The organism is Nocardioides aromaticivorans (assembly GCF_013408525.1).
Lineage (GTDB): Bacteria > Actinomycetota > Actinomycetes > Propionibacteriales > Nocardioidaceae > Nocardioides > Nocardioides aromaticivorans.
This window is the reverse complement of sequence record NZ_JACBZM010000001.1, coordinates 1,165,562-1,182,531: the sequence shown is the minus strand read 5'-3', so window position 1 is coordinate 1,182,531 and position 16,970 is coordinate 1,165,562. Positions and strand designations below refer to the sequence as shown.

The window sequence follows — 16,970 nt, the reverse complement described above, 5'->3', positions numbered from 1 at the left end:
TGGGACTCTGATGAGCCCCGAACCGTATGACGCCTTCGACATTTCCGTCCCCGCCGCCGGGGTGGTCGTCGATGAGGGCCGTGGCGCCCTTCCGTTCCACCTGATCCACGGCGAGTCCCTGGTCGCCACCGCCGCCTGGGCGGCCGGCGAGGCCGGGATCGACCTCGTCGACCTGACCGTGGCCTGGTCGGTGCTCGCCGAGCGCGGCGACGCCCTCGTGCTGCACGACCCGCTGTGCCCGATGACGCCACCGGCCTTCCTCGCCTCCTGTGCGGACCGGGCCGCCGTCGAGGACCGGGTCGTCGTCGGCGTACGGCCGGTCACCGACACCGTGAAGGAGGTCGCGCCCGTGGCAGGTGGCGACGTCCTCGGCGCGACCGTCGACCGCGACGGACTGGTCATGGTCTGCTCGCCCGTCGTGCTGCCGCCGGCGGTCGTCGTCGACCTCCTCGGCGACGGGGAGGACCTGCCGTCGACCGACTTCGTCGCGTTGGTGGGCCTGCTGCGGGAGCGGTACGGCGACGAGCGGGTCCTGCTCGTCGAGGCCCCGCCCGAGGCCCGCCGCGTCGGCTCGGACGACGACATCGCGCTTCTGCAGGCCCTGACCGACCCTCGCTGAGCGGTAGTCCCGGGTCAAAAGCACCAGAATTCGGCGAGATCCGGTGCTTTTGGCCCGGGACTACCCCAGCAGGCGCTCGGCGACCGGGAGGTCCTCGGCGAAGGTGACCTTGAGGTTGCGGGCACTGGACGGCACGGCCCGGATCGCCAGGTCCGCGCCGGGTGCGAACTCGGCGAAGGCAGCGGCGGTGTCGGTGCCCTCGAAGCCGGTAGCGCTGGCCGCGGCGTAGGCCGCCAGCAGCGGGGCCGCGCGGAACGCCTGCGGGGTCTGCACGCCGGCGAGCCGTGCCCCGGTGCCGCCCGCCGGTCCCGGGGAGCGGGGGAGCAGGCCCGGCAGGTCGAACGCGGGTACGGCGCCGCCGTGCTCGCGCGCGACGGCGATCGCCTCCTCGAACAGCTCGACCCCGGCCAGCGGGCGGGCGCCGTCGTGGATCGCGACCACGTCGACCGCGCCCGCGGCGACCCGGGGCGCGAGCAGGTCGAGCGCAGCCTGCTCGGAGGCCTGGCGGGTGGCGCCGCCGTCGATCAGCAGGACCTCGCGCTCCTCGACGACCGGTTGCACGGCCGCCGCCACCAGCGCCCGCTCGCCGGGCCGGCACACGACGACGACGGGGTCGACGCCGGGCACCTCCAGGGCGGTGCGGACGGACCGGGCGATGAGCGGCTCCCCCCGCAGGGGCAGCAGGATCTTGTTGACTTCGGCGCCGACCCGGGAGCCGCTGCCCGCGGCGAGCACGACGACGGCGGCGGTGGGAGTCGGCACGGGCGAAGCCTAGCGAGGACCGGTCGACGGCCGGCCGCGGCCGAGAGCACCTGTTTTCACGCCCGTTACACGGCGAAACGTCGCTGAGAACAGTCGCCGCCTACGTTCGCTGCATGACGGGACGCCCGGGCCACCGCGCCGCGGAGGAGTGGCAGCCGGTCTGCCGGATGGCCGAGCTGGAGGTCGATCGCGGTGTGACCGCGCTGGTGCACGGACAGGCCATTGCGATCTTCCGTACCGGTGACGACGCGGTCTACGCGCTCGGCAACCACGATCCGTTCGCGCGGCACACCGCCGGCGGGATCTCACGCGGCATCGTCGGCCGGCGGGGGGAGACCCCGTTCGTCGCGTCCGTGGCCCACCGCCACGCCTTCGACCTGCGCAACGGGCGCTGCCTCGACGACCACCACGTGACCGTCCCGGCGTATGACGTCAAGGTGGTCGAGGGCGTCGTACTCATCGGCAGCCGGAAGGTCCCCGCGGCCTGAGACCCGGACCGGTTCAGGCCGGATCAGGCGCGGGCGTGGTGCTTGCCGCGCGGCGCCTTGCGCTCGCTGGACGGCTGAGCGGCGGCACGGGCCAGCGCCCGGTCGACGAGCACGCAGAGCTCGTCGGAGACCAGCTCACGCCGCTCGAACGGCAGGTAGTGGCCCGCGTCGGGGGCGACGAGGAGCCGGGCCCCGCGGATGCCCTGGGCGATCTTGCCGGCGTGCTCGGGCGGGGTGAGCAGGTCGCGGCTGCCCACCAGCACGGTGGCCGGGACGTCGTCGAAGGCCGCGAGGTTGCCGATCCGGTCGTGCTCCATCATGTCCCTGAAGAAGCCCGCCATCGTCTCGGGCGGGGTGTGCACGAGCTGGTCGACGACGTGGCCGACGTCGCGCGGGCGCGCCGGGCGCCCGAACAGGAACCGCTTGGTGACCTGGCGCTCGATGACGGGGTACTTCTCGCGCCGGCTGAGGCTGAGCATCCGCGCCCGGTTGGCGAGCACGAACGGGAGCCGGTCGCGCAGCAGGGCGCCGGCCGCGGCCGGCAGGCCGAGGGTGACCTTCGAGAGCTCGCCGCTGGTGGTGCTGACGAAGAGCACGCCCACGATGCGCGGCATCAGGTCCGGCCGCTCCTCGGGGATGGCCGTGATGGTCATGCCGCCGACCGAGTGGCCGGCGACGACCAGCGGGCCCTCGGGTGCGTAGGTGTCGACGACGAGGCCGAGGTCGCGCGCGAGGTGCGGGATCGTCAACTGCGCCTCGGGCGCGCGGTCGGAGCGGCCGTGCCCGCGGTGGTCCCACGTGATCAGCCGGATGTCGTGGCCGTAGCGGGCGAGCAGGTCGGTGACCTGGTAGTGCCAGTCCGACTCCTCGGCGGTCCAGCAGTGCGACAGCAGCACGGTCAGCGGGGCGTCATCACGCCCGCGCACGGTCACGTGGATGCGGAGTCCGTCCTCGGTGATCACGTTGCGGTCGCTCATGCGGTCCCCCTCGACGTCGGTGTCGGAGGACCAGATTGCCACGCCGGCCGCCGGCTGCGACAGCGTGTCGCAGGTCAGGACGCCGACGCCCCTACGACGACAGCAGCGCCGTCGCGATCGCGGCGACGCCTTCGCCGCGCCCGGTGAGGCCGAGCCCGTCGGTCGTGGTCGCCGACAGCGACACCGGCGCGCCCAGGACGCCCGACAGGGCCGCCTCGGCCTCGGCCCGGCGGGGACCGACCTTCGGCCGGTTGCCGATGACCTGGACGGCGACGTTGACGATCCGGAACCCGGCCGCCTCGACCCGCCGGCGGGTCTCCCCGAGCAGGGCCGCGCCGCTGGCGCCGGACCACTCCGGCTCCGCCGTACCGAAGTTGCTGCCGAGGTCGCCCAGCCCGGAGGCCGACAGCAGGGCGTCGCAGGCGGCGTGCGCGGCGACGTCGGCGTCCGAGTGGCCCTCCAGGACGACGTCCTCGTCGGGCCACTGGAGGCCGCCGAGGGCGAGGGGAGGGGCACCCGCGGCGCGCGGGACGAGACGGTGGACGTCGGAGCCGATCCCGACGCGCAGCCCGGTGGTGTTCACGCGCCGATCATGCCTGAGGAAGAATCGGGGTGTGAGGACCTCCCGTGCCTGGTGGGCACTGTCCGGCCTGGTGGCCGGCGCGCTCGGTCTGGCGATGAGCTATGCCGCCGCGGCACTGCTGCACGTGCGGGAGTCGCCGGTCGTCGCGGTCGCCGAGGGATTCACGGCCCTCACGCCCGGCGCCGTCGTGAAGTGGGCGATCAACACCTTCGACCGCGACGACAAGAAGGTGCTGATCGTCGGCATCCTGCTCTTCCTCGCCGTGGCGTTCGCGCTGCTCGGCCGCCTCGCCCGCCGGCGCTGGTGGGCGGCCGTCGCCGGGTACGCCGTGCTGGCCGGGATCGCCGTCGTCGCCGTGGCCACCAAGCCGACGCCCTCGCCCATCGACTTCGCGCCGGTCGTCGTCGGCCTGCTCGTCTGGGTGGTCGCGCTCGCGGTGCTCGCCGAGTGGCTGCGCAACTGGGAGGTCGTCGAGGAGGAGGACCCGGCGGCCGAGCCGGCCCACACCCGTCGCCACTTCTTCGTCGCGATCGGCGGTGCGGCCGCGCTGGCCGCGGCCGCCGGCCTGGTCGGCCGGGTCGCGGGCAGTGCGCGGCGACGGGCGGAGGAGAGCCGCCGCCTGCTGCGGATCGAGGGTGTCACCGCGCCGGCCGTCCCGGACGGCGTCGCGTTCGACATCGAGAACGTGCCGCCCTGGCAGACGCCGAGCGAGGACTTCTACCTGATCGACACGACCTTCATCAAGCCCGCCATCGAGCCTGCCGACTGGTCCCTGCGCATCCACGGCATGGTCGACAAGGAGATCACGCTGACCTACGCGGACCTGGTCGAGCGCGAGCTCACCCAGGACTGGATCACCCTCAACTGCGTGTCCAACGAGGTCGGCGGCAACCTGATCGGCAACGCCTGGTGGAGCGGCGTCCGGCTGGCCGGGCTGCTCGCCGAGGCCGGTCCGCAGGAGGGCGCCGACGCGGTGCTCCAGACCTCCGAGGACGGCTGGACCTGCGGCACCCCGCTCGCCGCGCTCACCGACCGCAGCCGCAACGCGATGCTGGCCGTCGCGATGAACGGCGAGCCGCTGCCGATCGAGCACGGCTTCCCCGTCCGCACGATCGTGCCGGGTCTCTACGGCTACGTGTCGGCCACCAAGTGGGTCGTCGACATGGAGGTCACCCGCTTCGACGACATCACGGCGTACTGGACCGACAAGGGCTGGGCCGAGCAGGGGCCGGTCAAGATCGCCTCGCGCATCGACCTCCCGCACGACGGCGACGACGTCCGGGCCGGCGAGCTCCTCTGCGCCGGCACCGCCTGGCTGCAGCACACCGGCATCTCCGGCGTGCAGGTCCAGGTCGACGGCGGGCCCTGGCAGGACGCCGAGCTCGCGACGACCCCCAACGTCGACACGTGGGTGCAGTGGCGCGCGACCGTCCGGGTCGACGAGGGCGACCACCGGATCCGGGTCCGCGCCATCGACCTCGACGGCCAGGTGCAGACCGGCGCCGTCGCCGACGTGCTGCCCGACGGTGCGACCGGCTGGCACACCATCGACGTCACCGCGAAGGGATGAGGATGCAGGACTTCACCGACCGCGACGGTGGCGCCCTCGTCGTCGGCGGCTCGGGCGGTCTCGGCCGCGCGATCGCCGAGCTGCTCGAGGAGCGCGGCGCCCGGGTCGCGGTGACGCACCGCTCCCGTCCCGTCGACATCGGGGTGGCGTCGTACGGGCTCGACCTGGCGGAGACGGCCGAGGTGCCGCGGGTCGTCGGCCACGCCGCGGCCGAGCTCGGTGGCCTCCACACGGTCGTGTACGCCGCCGGCCCGCACGTGCCGATGGTCCACCTCTCCCGCGTGGCGCCGGCCGACATGGCGACCCAGCTCGCCGTCGACGCCGCCGGCTTCTTCGCCGTCGCGCACGCGGCGCTGCCGTTCCTGCGCGAGTCGCGGGGCTCGCTCACCGCCGTCACCACCGCCGCGACCACCCGCTTCCCGATCCGCGACGGCCTCTCCGCGGCGCCCAAGGCGGCCGTCGAGGCGCTGGTGCGCGGGCTCGCCGTGGAGGAGGGCCGCTACGGCGTACGGGTCAACGCCGTCGGTCCCGGCATGCTGACCGACGGCATGGCCGAGCGGCTGATCAGCAGCGGTGAGCTGGACGAGCGCGCGCTCGAGGTCACCCGCGGCAACATCCCGCTGCGCACCTTCGGCTCGGCGGCCGACATCGCCGAGGCCGTGTGCTTCCTCGCCTCGCCCCGCGCGGGCTTCATCACCGGGCAGAAGCTGGACGTCGACGGCGGCTACGGCTGCTGAGCCTGACGATGCGCGACTGACCCCGCCGGATCCCTAGACTTGCCGGGTGAGCATCCGGCTGTACGACACCGCGACCCGCGAAGTCCGCGACTTCGTGCCCCTTGTGGACGGCAAGGTCGGTCTCTACGTCTGCGGCCTGACGGTGCAGAGCGAGCCCCACGTCGGGCACGTGCGCTCCGCGGTGAACTTCGACGTGCTCCAGCGGTGGCTGCGCCACCGGGGCCTCGAGGTCACGTTCATCCGCAACATCACCGACATCGACGACAAGATCCTCACGAAGTCGGCCGAGCAGGGACGACCCTGGTACAACCTCGCCTACGCGATGAAGATCGAGCTCGACAAGGCGTACGCCGCGCTCAACGTCGCGCCGCCGACCTACGAGCCGGCCGCCACCGGGCACATCCCCGAGATGATCGTCCTCATCGAGCGGCTCATCGAGCGCGGCCACGCCTACCCGGCGGAGGACGGCTCCGGTGACGTCTACTTCGACGTCCGGTCGTGGCCGTCGTACGGCGAGCTGACCCACCAGGGCGTCGACGACATGGAGCCCGCGGCCGACGCCGACCCGCGCGGCAAGCGCGACCCGCGCGACTTCGCCCTCTGGAAGGGCCGCAAGGACTCCGAGCCGGAGACCGCGAGCTGGCCGAGCCCGTGGGGCCGCGGCCGTCCGGGCTGGCACATCGAGTGCTCCGCGATGGCCGGCAAGTACCTCGGCGACGCGTTCGACATCCACGGTGGCGGCGTCGACCTGCGCTTCCCGCACCACGAGAACGAGCAGGCGCAGTCCCGGGCCGCGGGCGGCGCCTTCGCGTCGTACTGGATGCACAACGCGTGGATCACCACGGCCGGCGAGAAGATGAGCAAGTCGCTCGGCAACACGCTCTCCATCCCGGCCATCCTCGAGCGCTACCGCGGCGCCGAGCTGCGCTTCTACGTCGTGGCGGCGCACTACCGCTCGCACGTGGAGTTCTCCTTCGACGCCCTCGACGAGGCAGCCGTGGGCTACCGCCGCATCGAGGCCTTCCTCGACCGTGCCGGTTCGCCCGCGTCCGGCGACCTGCCGGAGGCCTTCGCCGCGGCGATGGACGACGACCTCGGTACGCCGGCAGCCGTCGCCGTCCTCTACGACACCGTGCGCGAGGGCAACCGCCAGCTCGCCGCCGGCGAGGACGCCGCGGCGACCGCGGGCGCGGTCGCCGCGATGCTGGACGTGCTCGGCGTGCACCCGGCCGACCCCGCGTGGGCCGGCGCCGGTGGCTCGGACAGCGAGGAGCGGCTCACCGCGGCCGTCGATGCCCTCGTCGCCGGACTGCTGGAGGAGCGCACCCAGGCGCGCGCCGACAAGGACTGGGCGCGCGCGGACGCGATCCGCGACCGCATCAAGGCGGCCGGCATCGAGGTCACCGACACCCCCGACGGACCCACCTGGACGGTGAGCTGACATGGCTGGGGCCTCGATTCGCCCGTCGCTCGTCCCTCGCGGCGGGCTACTCGACCACCGAGAGCAAGGACACTGACGTGGCTGGCAACTCCTCCCGCAAGGGCGCGATCCGCAAGTCGAGCAAGAGGCCGCAGGCCGGGTCGGGTGGGCAGGTCCGCCGTGGACTCGCCGGCAAGGGGCCGACGCCGAAGGCGACCGAGCGCGAGTACCACAAGGCGCACAAGATCGCGCAGGCCAAGAAGGCCGCGGAGGCCAAGCGCGGTCGTGGCGGCTCGCGCCGCAAGCCCGGCGACGCCGAGTGGATCGCCGGGCGCAACTCCGTGCTCGAGGCGCTGCGCGAGCGCGTGCCCGTCACCTCGGTGTACGTCGCCGAGGGCGCCGAGCGCGACAACCGGCTCCGCGAGGTGTTCAAGCTCGCCGCCGAGCACGGCGTCGGCCTGCTCGAGGTCAGCCGCGGCGAGCTCGACCGGCTCACCGACGGCGCGGTCCACCAGGGCCTCGCCGCGAAGATCCCGGCCTACGAGTACGCCCACCCCGACGACCTGCTGGAGCTGGCGGCCGAGGCGGGGCAGGCGCCCCTGGTCGTCGTCCTCGACTCGATCACGGACCCGCGCAACCTCGGGGCGATCGTCCGCAGCGCGGCCGGCTTCGGTGCCCACGGCGTGGTGATCCCCGAGCGGCGCGCGGCCTCGATGACGGCGGCGGCGTGGAAGACGTCGGCCGGTGCGGCCGCGCGCTGCCCGGTCGCGCAGGCGGTCAACCTCACCCGGCAGATCCAGGCCTACCAGGAAGCCGGCTGCTTCGTCGTCGGCCTGGCCGCCGACGGCGACCTGACCCTCCCGGAGTTGGTCGCCGACGCCGACCTCGCCAACGGTCCGCTCGTGGTCGTGGTCGGCTCCGAGGGCGACGGCCTCTCGCGCCTGGTGTCGGAGAACTGCGACCGCCTGCTCTCGATCCCGATGGCCGGCGTGCTCGAGTCGCTCAACGCCGGCGTCGCCGCCTCGGTCGCGCTGTACGCCATCTCCGAGGCCCGCGCTCGCCGCTGACCGGTCCGTCCCGATGACGCGCGCGTCGCTGCTCCGCCTGCTGGGGATCGTCCTCGGTGTGCTGGGCTGGGCCGTGCTGGCGCTCGCCATCGCCGCGGTCATCTTCACCGGCAGCGAGCGCACCATCGACCTCGCCAGCCACGAGGCGACGATCAGTCCCGACTTCTCGGGCGAGGTCGTGCTGCGCACCGGCCCGGTCCTGCCCGACCTGCGCGCCCCGTCGGGATCGCGCCTCGGCCTGGACATCGAGCTCGGCAAGACCGACACGACGTCGCTCCAGGAGCTCACCGCGCGGTACGCCGCCATCGCGTCCCAGCCGGAGGGCCAGGTCGCGGTGGTGGTGCGCTCGGTGCGCACGATGGCAGTGGCCGCCCTCCTCCAGGGCACCGTGCTGGCGGCCCTGCCGTTCGCGCTGTGGCTCCTGGTCGGTGGGGAGCGGCGCCGGGCCCTGGTCGCGCAGCTGCCGTCGGCGCGGGGCGTCATCGCGGTGCTCGTCGTACTGCTGCTCCTCGTGGTGCTCGTCGCGCCGCTCACCTGGGGCCGGCACGACCCGCTGCCCGAGCGGTGGATCTCGCTGTCCGAGTACGTCGGCGACGAGATCCCCCTCCCCGACGAGGCCCGTGACGTCGAGATCATGGGCGACGCCACGACGGAGGAGACCAAGCGCCTGGTCGCCAGCGCGGTCAGCAGCTACCAGCAGGGGCAGGCGTTCTACTCGAAGGCCGCGGACGACGCCGCCGACCTCGACCTGCGCGAGCCGGGGGACGACGAGAGCGTCGCCGTGCTGGTCTCCGACCGCCACCTCAACGTCGGCATGGACGCCGTGGCGCGCGCGATCGCGGACCGGGCGGGCGCGACGGCGGTCCTCGACGCGGGCGACGACACCTCGACGGGGGAGCGCTGGGAGGCCTTCTCCCTCGACTCCGTCTCGGCCGCCTTCGACGACCTCGACGAGCGCTGGGCGGTCGCGGGCAACCACGACAACGGCAGCTTCGTCCGCAGCCACATGAGCCAGCTCGGCTGGCGCTACTTCGACGGCGAGGTCCTCGACGGCCCCGGTGGGTCGCGGATCCTCGGCGTCGACGACCCGCGCTCCAGCGGACTGGGCAACTGGCGCGACGAGAAGGGCCTGACCTCGGCCGAGGTCGCCGAGCGGCTCACCGACGCCGTGTGCGCCGCCGACGAGGACGGCGACCGGGTGAACACCCTGCTCGTCCACGACGCCGACTTCGGCGACCAGGCCCTCGAGCGGGGGTGCGTCGACCTCGTCGTCGGTGGCCACGTCCACGTCGAGGAGGGGCCCACCGCCGTCACCGCGACCGACGGGCGGGTGGGCTGGACCTACACGGTCGGTACGACGGGCGGGGCGGCGTACGCCATCGCCATCGGCAGCAAGCTGCGGCGGGCCGCGAACCTCGCCCTGATCACCTATCGCGACGGCCGTCCCGCCGGCATCCAGTCGGTCACCCTCCAGACCAACGGCCGCTACGACGTGGGGGAGTGGACCGAGCTCACCTACGGATCACCCACCGACGAGGGTGCCGCCCCCCGCCAGCGCGACTAGGTTGCTCGCATGGCCACCACCGTCGACCGTCTGCTGCCCACCGAGGAGGCCGAGGAGCTGCTCGCCCTCGCCCGGGAGATCGCCACGAAGGAGCTCGCGCCGCAGGTCGCGGAGGCCGAGGAGGCCGCGGTGTTCCCCGAGGCGGCCTACCGGCTGCTGGGCAAGTCGGGCCTGCTGAGCCTGCCCTTCGACGAGGAGTACGGCGGCGGGGGCCAGCCCTACGAGGTCTACCTCCAGGTCGTCGAGGAGATCGCCACGGCCTGGCCGAGCGTGGGCGTCGGCACCAGCGTGCACGCCCTGACCGCGACCGTCGTCGCTGCCAACGCCTCGGCCGAGGTGCGCGATGCCTGGCTGCCGCGGATGCTGTCCGGCGACTGGCTCGGCGCCTACTGCCTGTCCGAGCCGCAGGCCGGCTCCGACGTGAGCGGCATCCGCACGGCCGCCGTCCGCGACGGCGACGACTACGTCCTCAAGGGCACCAAGCAGTGGATCTCCAACGGGTCCTGCGCCGACTACTACATCCTCTTCGCCCGCACGTCCGAGGACCCGAAGCGCGGCCTGTCCGCATTCGTCGTGCCCGACGGCACCGCCGGGATGAGCTTCGGTGCCCCGGAGAAGAAGATGGGCCTGCACTGCGACGTCACCACGCAGGTCCTCTTCGACGGCGCCCGGGTCCCCGCCGGCCAGCTCGTCGGCGAGGAGGGCGCGGGCATGCGGGTGGCCCTGTCGGCGCTCGACGCGGGCCGGCTCGGCATCGCCGCCGTCGCCACCGGGATCGCCCAGGGCGCGCTCGCCTACGCGGTGGAGTACGCCAAGGAGCGCGAGCAGTTCGGCCGGCCGATCGGCGAGTTCCAGGGCATGCAGTTCCTGCTGGCCGACATGGCGGCGGAGGTGGAGCGCGCGCGGGCGTCGTACCTCCACGCGGCGCGGCTCAAGGACGCCGGCCGCCCGTTCTCCCGGCAGGCCTCGATCGCCAAGCTCACGGCCACCGACGCCGCGATGCGGGTCACGACCGACGCCGTGCAGGTGCTCGGCGGCAACGGCTACACCCGCGAGTACCCCGTCGAGCGGATGATGCGCGACGCCAAGGTCACCCAGATCTTCGAGGGGACCAACCAGATCCAGCGCATGGTTATCGGACGTGATCTCCTCAAGTGAGTTTGGCGAGCCCTCTCTGTGGGAGGGTGATCCTGAAAATTCGCTGAGGGTGACTCGGGACCGCCCTTACTCGGAAAGGGACACCCGTGGGAAAGAGCCTCCTGGGCAAGCTTGGTGGGATCGGCGTCGCGATCATCGTCGCCATCGTCTTCTATGTCGTGCGCGACAAGGGCGAGGAGAAGATCGAGCAGGCCAAGGCGCCTGACGTCGGCGACTGCGTGTACTTCGAGAAGGACGGTCTCAACGACGAGGCCAAGGACGCCACGTGCGGAGACGCGAAGTCCAGTCACAAGGTCGTCGGTGACGACGGCAGCTGTGGCACCAACGAGACGACCTACAAGGTCACGAAGGGAGCCGGGTCGGACGACGAGCTGGTGAGCCTCTGCCTCGTGCTCGACGCCAAGAAGGGCGACTGCTTCGACATCAACGAGGAGGCCAAGGTCGTCTGCGCCGACACGAAGGGACAGCCGAGCAGCCTGAAGGTCGTCTCCGTGGCGAAGGCCGGCGGCAAGTGCGCCAACCCCGCTCAGCCGCTCGAGTACGAGAAGCGCAACACGCTGCTCTGCCTGGCGCCGAACGCCTGACGGGCTCGCGTCGTACCGGACGCAATGGCTGTGGATCCGGGTGATCCGGAACCACTTGGTCCGGTACGACGCGAGCACCCTAGGCTGGGCTCCTGCAATCCCCGGTTGGTCTGCCGGCAGGGCCCGCCTGACTTTGAATCAGGACAAGCGACGTAGGTTCGACTCCTACCCGGGGAGCTCGGCTCCTGGCCGGACGTGGCCCCCGGGTGGGGGGCCACGTCTCGTCGCCCTCGGTCGGGTCAGCGTTTGACGGCGCCGGTCGGGGCACTCGTCCTCGACAGCGTGCGGTAGCCGGCCTTCGAGCCGGTGACCACGACGCGGATCCGCTGGCCGACCACGGCGCGGGTCGGTCGGTAGGACCGGGCCGTCGCGCCCGGGATGGTGCGACCGTTGGCCGTCCAGCGGTAGGTGAGCCGGGTGCCGGCGGTCCAGGTGCCCACCGTGGCGCTCAGCGTGCGGCCCACCTTGGCCGTGCCACTGATCACCGGGGTGCGGCCGGCGAGGGTGCCGAGGGCCACCGTGGGGCTGAAGGCGCTGGTCACCGTGGCCGGTACGGCGCCGCTCAGCTCACCCGTGACGGACACCTTGATCCGCCGACCGGCCTGGGCCGCGCCGACCGTCAGGGTGGAGGACCGGCCGAGCAGCTGGCCGGCACTGTTGCGCCACTCGTACGAGAGCGTCGTGCCCGCCGGCCAGGCGCCAGTGGTCCGCACCGAGAGCCGCGACCCGACCGCGACGTTGCCGGACACCGACACGGCGCTCGGAGCGGCCACGGCCGTCGGGGCGGTCCAGGTCGTGGTCGCCGGGGCGCTGGTGAAGGCGCCGTTCGTGGTCGCCACGCTCAGGGTGTAGGTGTGCCCGGGCAGCAGGCCGCTGAGCTCCTCCTCGGTCAGGAAGGTCTCGCTGGTGACCGGCTCACCGCCGGCCTGGTCCTGGAGGGAGATCCGGTAGGTCACCGAGTCCTCCGTGGCGCCCCCGGTGCCGGCAGCCGCGGTCCAGGAGGCCAGGAGGGTGCCGGCGTCCCACTCGGAGGTCGTGGCCGCGAGTCCGGTCGGCGCGGGCGGAGCCTCGAGGGCGTGCAGCTTCTTGGTGGTCGACAGGGTCTCGCCCGTGTCGGGGTCGGTGACGTCGTGGTCCATGGCGGCGTAGAGACGCCCGCTGGGATCGACGGTGGCGAGGGAGACCCAGCCGCTTCCCCCGAGGCTGGCGGCCGGAGCCGGGTCGTCCTCCGTGTACGACGTGAGCCGGTCGACGTCGTACGCCGAGACGCCGGTGCCGGGGAGGTAGACCGTTCCGCCGTCGGGCGAGACCGCGACGGAGAAGACCGGGTAGTCGATCGGGACGTAGAGATCGGTGTCGGGGCCGATGACGTTGAGGCCGTACTCCTGCGGGCCGTCCTCGACGTTGCGGAAGGTGGTCACGTAGACCAGTCCGTTGACCTCGTCGACGTCCATCCCGGTGACGCCCTCGTCGGCGCCACCGTCGGGGCCGAGCACCACCTTCGGGCCGACGACGTCGCCGTCGACCATGCGCAGGGTCGCCTGCGTCCCCTGCCCGACGTAGTCCGAGCCGGCCACGACGACCTGGCTCGACTCGCCGTCGGGGAGGACTCCGAGACGCTCCGGAGAGATCGAGTCGCCGAGGGAGACCTCGCCGCCGCCGAGCAGCCGCAGGGTCGCGGTGTCGTTCAGCGAGGTGGTGACGTAGGTGTCGGCGCCGTCCGAGGCGACGTCGAAGACGTTGCCGGGGCCGAGGCCGGCCGAGGCGGTCACCGCCATTGTCGCGGTGTCGATCGTCCAGCGGTGGCCGCCGGCCCCGTTCTCGGGGGCCTCCTGGTCCGTACGGGTGCCGATCACCTGGAGCGTGCTGCCGTCGGGGCTGGCGCTGACGGCGGTCGGCCAGGCGCCGGAGCCGAGGGAGACCTTCTCGCCCGAGCCCGCTGCCTCGACGTAGCCGTCGAGCTGGTCGAACTGGTAGTCGCCATCGAGGTCGACACCGACGTAGCCGACGGCGTACAGGTCGTCGGCGGTGGCGACGAGGTCGGTCGGGGTGAAGTCGACCGTCCGGGGGAAGTCGGCGAGGTCGGCGGCGTGGGCCGGCCCGAGGCAGGCGAGGCCGGCGGTGACGACGGCGGCGGTGGCGATGCCCGCGCCGACCCGTCGGGTGCGAGGCAGGTGTGCCCGAGGTACGTGCATGTGTGTTCCTTCGTCCGAGGGCGCTGTCGTGGGCCCGTGCACCGACTCTTTCGGCGCGGACGCCGGAATGTGTGTCCTTATCCGGCCATGGCAGGAAGTGGCCAGCCCGGATCCGGATCGACCGGGTGGGGCACGGCGCCGCCACCACCTCCGTGCCACGATCGACCCATGTCTCACGACCGGTTCGGGCAGGTCGGACAGTCCGCCCTGGACCTGCTCGCCGTCGCGCTGCGGACCCGGGCGGGCACGGTGCCGGAGCTGGCTGCCCTGGCGGTGCGCGAGGAGGCGGTCGTTCGGCACGACCTCGCGCAGCTCGAGGCCGAGGGGTATGTCGTCCTGCGGGGGGACCACCTGCGGTGCGCGGCTCCCGCCGCCGTGGTCGCGGAGGTGGTACGGCGCCGGGCGGACGGCCTCGCCGGCGACCTCGTCGCGGGGCTCGCGGACCTGGCCGAGATCGTCGGACGCCTGCCCTCGCTGGCCGAGGAGTGGGAGACCGCGAATCCCGGCCACCCCGCGTGGGACGTCGAGCTCTTCCACGGTCCCGAGGCGGTCGTCGACCTGTGGCACGCGCGGCAGGCGCGCGAGGTCCTCCGGCGCACCGATGTCGTGCTGCCCGACGCCACGGGCCTCTTCGTCGCGGATCGGGCGATGCAAGAGGTCTGGCACGAGGCCAGCCGGGGCGAGGGCCGGCACGCCCGCGTGATCGCCTCGATCGCGGACGCGACCCACCCCGACGCCCAGGAGCGGCTCGCGCAGGAGCTGGCCGGCGGCGTCCAGATCCGGCTCCTCGCCGACCCGCCCAGCTGGTTCTGGGTGGCCGACGCCACGACGGTCGCGCTCCCGGTGGTGTGGGGCGAGCGGTGGCCGACGTCGGTCATGGCGGTGCGCGACCGCTCGGTCGCGGCCATGGCGGACTGGCTGTTCGAGCGGATGTGGGAGCGCGCGGTCCCGGTGCACAGTGGTGGCGCCGGTTGGCACGCGCTGCTCGCCCTGATGAGCAGCGGCGCGACGCTCGAGGCGGCCTCGCGGGCGCTGGGCCTGTCCGAGCGCACGGGCCGCCGCCGCCTCTCCGAGGCGATGTCGCACTACGGCGTGGGCTCGATGCTCGAGCTGGGCGTCGCCTGGGCGACCGCTCGACCCGACTGAGCCCGACGCTCGAACCGGTGGCCGGCCGGTGCCTACCCGGTGCCTACCCGACGGACTCGTCGAGGATCGCCGCGACCTCCGGGGACGCGTAGAACGGCGCGAGCCGCTCCCGCACGAGGCGCTCCAGGTCGCCGTTGTCGTGGGCGACCGCGACGGCGACCGACGCCATCGAGGTGGCCTGGGCGACGAGCGCGTCGCGGTCGAGGCCGAGGTCGGTGGCGAACGCGGTGGCGGGGTGGTCGCCGTAGATCCGCCAGAACGCCTCGACGAGGGCGTCGGCCAGCGCCAGCACCGGCTCGCTGGTGGCGCCCGAGATGGCGACGTCCTGCAGCAGGCCGGCGGTCTGGTGGACGTCCGTGCGCTTCGCGGCGTCGCGCAGGTGGGGGATCGGGCGGTCGGCGTACAGGTCGTAGACCTCGAGGACGGCGGCCCGTGCCGCCGGGTCCTTGAGGGTCTCGACGAGGACGCGGTTGAGGCGCCGCGTCGCGAAGGTGGCGCCCATCCCGAGGACGCCCTCGATCTGCTTGTCGGCGGCACCGGCGACCACACCGGCCGCCCCCACGCCCAGCGCCACCAGGGCGCCGAGGCCCGGGATCCTCTCCGCCGCGGCCCGGTTCGACTGCAGCACCTCGCCGACGAGGCGGCCGACGAAGCGCGAGGCCAGGCTCGAGGCGAGCGGGCTGGCGCTCACGTCGTCGAGCAGTCGCGCCAGGAGGTCGGTGCGCGACAGCACCTCCGTGGCGATCCGCTCGACGTCCTCACGGGCAACCACCTCGCCCAGCGTGTACGACGCCTCGGGGCCGTCGTACACGACGTCGGCGACCATCGTGACGATCGTGCTGGCGCCCGTGCTGGCCGGGACGGTGGCGAGGGCCTCACGGACGATCTGCTTCGCCCGCGCGGCGTCGACGAGGTCGGCCAGGGTGATCCGGGACTCCAGGTCGAGGAGGGCCCGGAGGTCGCGCTCGACCATGCCGGGCAGCTCGTCGCCGGTGAGCCGGCCGACCAGCCAGGCCACCTGGGCGTCGAGGAGGCGATCGGCCAGCGGGGCGTTCGTCATGGGGCGAGGGTAGTGCGCTCCCGGGCCGTTGCCGCCACACTGGGCCAGCCCGACCGGAGGCCACAGGAGGCAATGACATGACCACGCTGGACATCACCGACGGCATCGCGGTGCTCACGATCGGCGACGACGAGAACCGGTTCACCCTCGCCTGGCTGGACGAGGTCGAGGCGGCGCTCGACCGGGTCGTCGAGGCAGGGACGCCGCTGGTGACCACCGGCGGGGGCAAGTTCTTCTCCAACGGGCTCGACCTCGACTGGGCGATGGCGAACCCCGAGGAGTTCGGCGGCTACGCGCAGCGGGTCGAGCGCCTGCTCGCGCGCTTCCTCGCGCTGCCGGTCCCGACCGTGGCGGCCGTCAACGGGCACGCGTTCGGTGCCGGCGCGATGCTCGCGCTCGCGCACGACTGGCGGGTGATGCGGGCGGACCGCGGCTTCTTCTGCCTGCCCGAGGTGGACATCCGGATCCCGTTCACGCCCGGCATGGCGGCGCTGATCCAGGCCCGCCTCACGCCGCGGTCCGCGGTCGACGCGATGACGACCGGCGCGCGCTTCGGCGGGCCCGAGGCCGAGGCTGCCGGGATCGTCGACGCGACGGCCGCCGAGGAGGGCCTGCTGGCCGACGCCGTCGCGCGGGTCGCCCCTCTCCAGGGCAAGGACGTCGCGACGCTCGAGTCGATCAAGTCGACGATGTTCGCGCCGGTGCTCGAGCTGCTCCGGGGGACCTCGGCCTAGCCGTCAGGCCGAGCGGCGCAGCTCCATCGGGCGCCCGTCGGGCGTCAGGTAGGCGCCGTCGTCGAACAGGATCACCCCGTTGCACAGGCGGCACCAGCCCTGCTCGCTGTGGTCGGACGTCACGTGGGCGGTGCAGCAGTCGGCGTCGCCTGCGGACGGGCACTGCGGGCTGTGGTCGCACATCGTCGTGCTCCCTTCGGTCGGTCGGTTGTCTCTCTTCCGTGATACGCCTGATCGGCCGGGATCGCACCCGCTTTCGCCGAACTGTGGAAAGCGTGTGGCCGGATGTGGTCCCGGGGTGGGGAA

The 16,970-nt window shown here is 73.3% G+C and carries 17 protein-coding genes and 1 tRNA gene; 12 read left to right on the top strand and 6 right to left on the bottom strand.

Features of this window, described 5'->3' with window-relative positions:
* Positions 1-10 precede the first annotated feature (10 nt).
* Complete coding sequence (locus BJ993_RS05530; protein ID WP_179648016.1) at positions 11-619, top strand: glycosyltransferase family protein; 609 nt, start codon at positions 11-13, stop codon at positions 617-619.
* 60 nt (positions 620-679) lie between these two features.
* Here BJ993_RS05530 and BJ993_RS05525 read toward each other — a convergent pair whose 3' ends face one another.
* Positions 680-1,381, bottom strand: a complete 702-nt coding sequence (locus tag BJ993_RS05525) for an IspD/TarI family cytidylyltransferase (protein WP_179648015.1) — start codon at positions 1,379-1,381, stop codon at positions 680-682.
* Between the two features lie 113 nt (positions 1,382-1,494).
* Here BJ993_RS05525 and nirD point away from each other — a divergent pair, with 113 nt between their 5' ends.
* A complete protein-coding gene (gene nirD / locus BJ993_RS05520; protein ID WP_036551001.1) occupies positions 1,495-1,869 on the top strand; it encodes a nitrite reductase small subunit NirD in 375 nt (124 codons plus the stop codon).
* Positions 1,870-1,892: 23 nt separating this feature from the next.
* On the opposite strand, the gene BJ993_RS05515 is transcribed toward nirD, so the two are convergent.
* Positions 1,893-2,846, bottom strand: a complete 954-nt coding sequence (locus BJ993_RS05515; RefSeq protein WP_179648014.1) for an alpha/beta fold hydrolase — start codon at positions 2,844-2,846, stop codon at positions 1,893-1,895.
* Between the two features lie 91 nt (positions 2,847-2,937).
* Entirely contained in the window at positions 2,938-3,429 is a 492-nt protein-coding gene (gene ispF, locus BJ993_RS05510; protein WP_308645488.1) for a 2-C-methyl-D-erythritol 2,4-cyclodiphosphate synthase, read from the bottom strand.
* Between the two features lie 31 nt (positions 3,430-3,460).
* Between ispF and BJ993_RS05505 the strand changes: the two genes are divergently transcribed.
* From BJ993_RS05505 to BJ993_RS05470, 8 genes are all read left to right on the top strand, one after another.
* Positions 3,461-4,999, top strand: coding sequence for a molybdopterin-dependent oxidoreductase (locus BJ993_RS05505; RefSeq protein ID WP_308645487.1), 1,539 nt, complete (start codon positions 3,461-3,463; stop codon positions 4,997-4,999).
* Positions 4,996-5,736 (top strand): SDR family oxidoreductase, encoded by a 741-nt coding sequence (locus BJ993_RS05500; RefSeq protein WP_207006741.1) that lies wholly within the window; start codon positions 4,996-4,998, stop codon positions 5,734-5,736. Before BJ993_RS05505 ends, BJ993_RS05500 begins: the two co-directional genes overlap by 4 nt.
* Positions 5,737-5,782: 46 nt before the next feature.
* Positions 5,783-7,177, top strand: coding sequence for a cysteine--tRNA ligase (gene cysS / locus BJ993_RS05495; protein WP_179648013.1), 1,395 nt, complete (start codon positions 5,783-5,785; stop codon positions 7,175-7,177).
* A gap of 77 nt (positions 7,178-7,254) precedes the next feature.
* The gene (rlmB, locus tag BJ993_RS05490; protein ID WP_036551006.1) at positions 7,255-8,223 is read left to right on the top strand and encodes a 23S rRNA (guanosine(2251)-2'-O)-methyltransferase RlmB; all 969 of its coding nucleotides are present in this window, start codon (positions 7,255-7,257) and stop codon (positions 8,221-8,223) included.
* A gap of 13 nt (positions 8,224-8,236) precedes the next feature.
* Positions 8,237-9,787: a metallophosphoesterase gene (locus tag BJ993_RS05485; protein ID WP_179648012.1), complete on the top strand. Its 1,551-nt coding sequence runs from the start codon at positions 8,237-8,239 to the stop codon at positions 9,785-9,787.
* 9 nt (positions 9,788-9,796) lie between these two features.
* Positions 9,797-10,945 carry an acyl-CoA dehydrogenase family protein gene (locus tag BJ993_RS05480; protein ID WP_179648011.1) on the top strand — a complete coding sequence of 383 codons (1,149 nt, stop codon included), beginning with the start codon at positions 9,797-9,799 and terminating at the stop codon, positions 10,943-10,945.
* A gap of 86 nt (positions 10,946-11,031) precedes the next feature.
* Positions 11,032-11,529, top strand: a complete 498-nt coding sequence (locus BJ993_RS05475; protein WP_036551009.1) for a hypothetical protein — start codon at positions 11,032-11,034, stop codon at positions 11,527-11,529.
* A 98-nt stretch (positions 11,530-11,627) separates the two neighbouring features.
* A tRNA-Gln gene (locus tag BJ993_RS05470) sits at positions 11,628-11,706 on the top strand.
* A gap of 62 nt (positions 11,707-11,768) precedes the next feature.
* On the opposite strand, the gene BJ993_RS05465 is transcribed toward BJ993_RS05470, so the two are convergent.
* Positions 11,769-13,724 (bottom strand): fibronectin type III domain-containing protein, encoded by a 1,956-nt coding sequence (locus BJ993_RS05465; protein WP_179648010.1) that lies wholly within the window; start codon positions 13,722-13,724, stop codon positions 11,769-11,771.
* A gap of 168 nt (positions 13,725-13,892) precedes the next feature.
* Here BJ993_RS05465 and BJ993_RS05460 point away from each other — a divergent pair, with 168 nt between their 5' ends.
* Positions 13,893-14,870 (top strand): hypothetical protein, encoded by a 978-nt coding sequence (locus tag BJ993_RS05460; protein ID WP_179648009.1) that lies wholly within the window; start codon positions 13,893-13,895, stop codon positions 14,868-14,870.
* Between the two features lie 43 nt (positions 14,871-14,913).
* Here BJ993_RS05460 and BJ993_RS05455 read toward each other — a convergent pair whose 3' ends face one another.
* The gene (locus BJ993_RS05455) at positions 14,914-15,930 is read right to left on the bottom strand and encodes a hypothetical protein (protein ID WP_179648008.1); all 1,017 of its coding nucleotides are present in this window, start codon (positions 15,928-15,930) and stop codon (positions 14,914-14,916) included.
* 77 nt (positions 15,931-16,007) lie between these two features.
* On the opposite strand from BJ993_RS05455, the gene BJ993_RS05450 reads away from it, so the two are divergent.
* A complete protein-coding gene (locus BJ993_RS05450; RefSeq protein WP_179648007.1) occupies positions 16,008-16,664 on the top strand; it encodes an enoyl-CoA hydratase-related protein in 657 nt (218 codons plus the stop codon).
* Between the two features lie 3 nt (positions 16,665-16,667).
* Here the strand turns inward: BJ993_RS05450 and BJ993_RS05445 are convergent, their stop codons facing one another.
* Positions 16,668-16,847, bottom strand: a complete 180-nt coding sequence (locus tag BJ993_RS05445; protein ID WP_179648006.1) for a DUF5999 family protein — start codon at positions 16,845-16,847, stop codon at positions 16,668-16,670.
* Between the last annotated feature and the right edge of the window lie 123 nt (positions 16,848-16,970).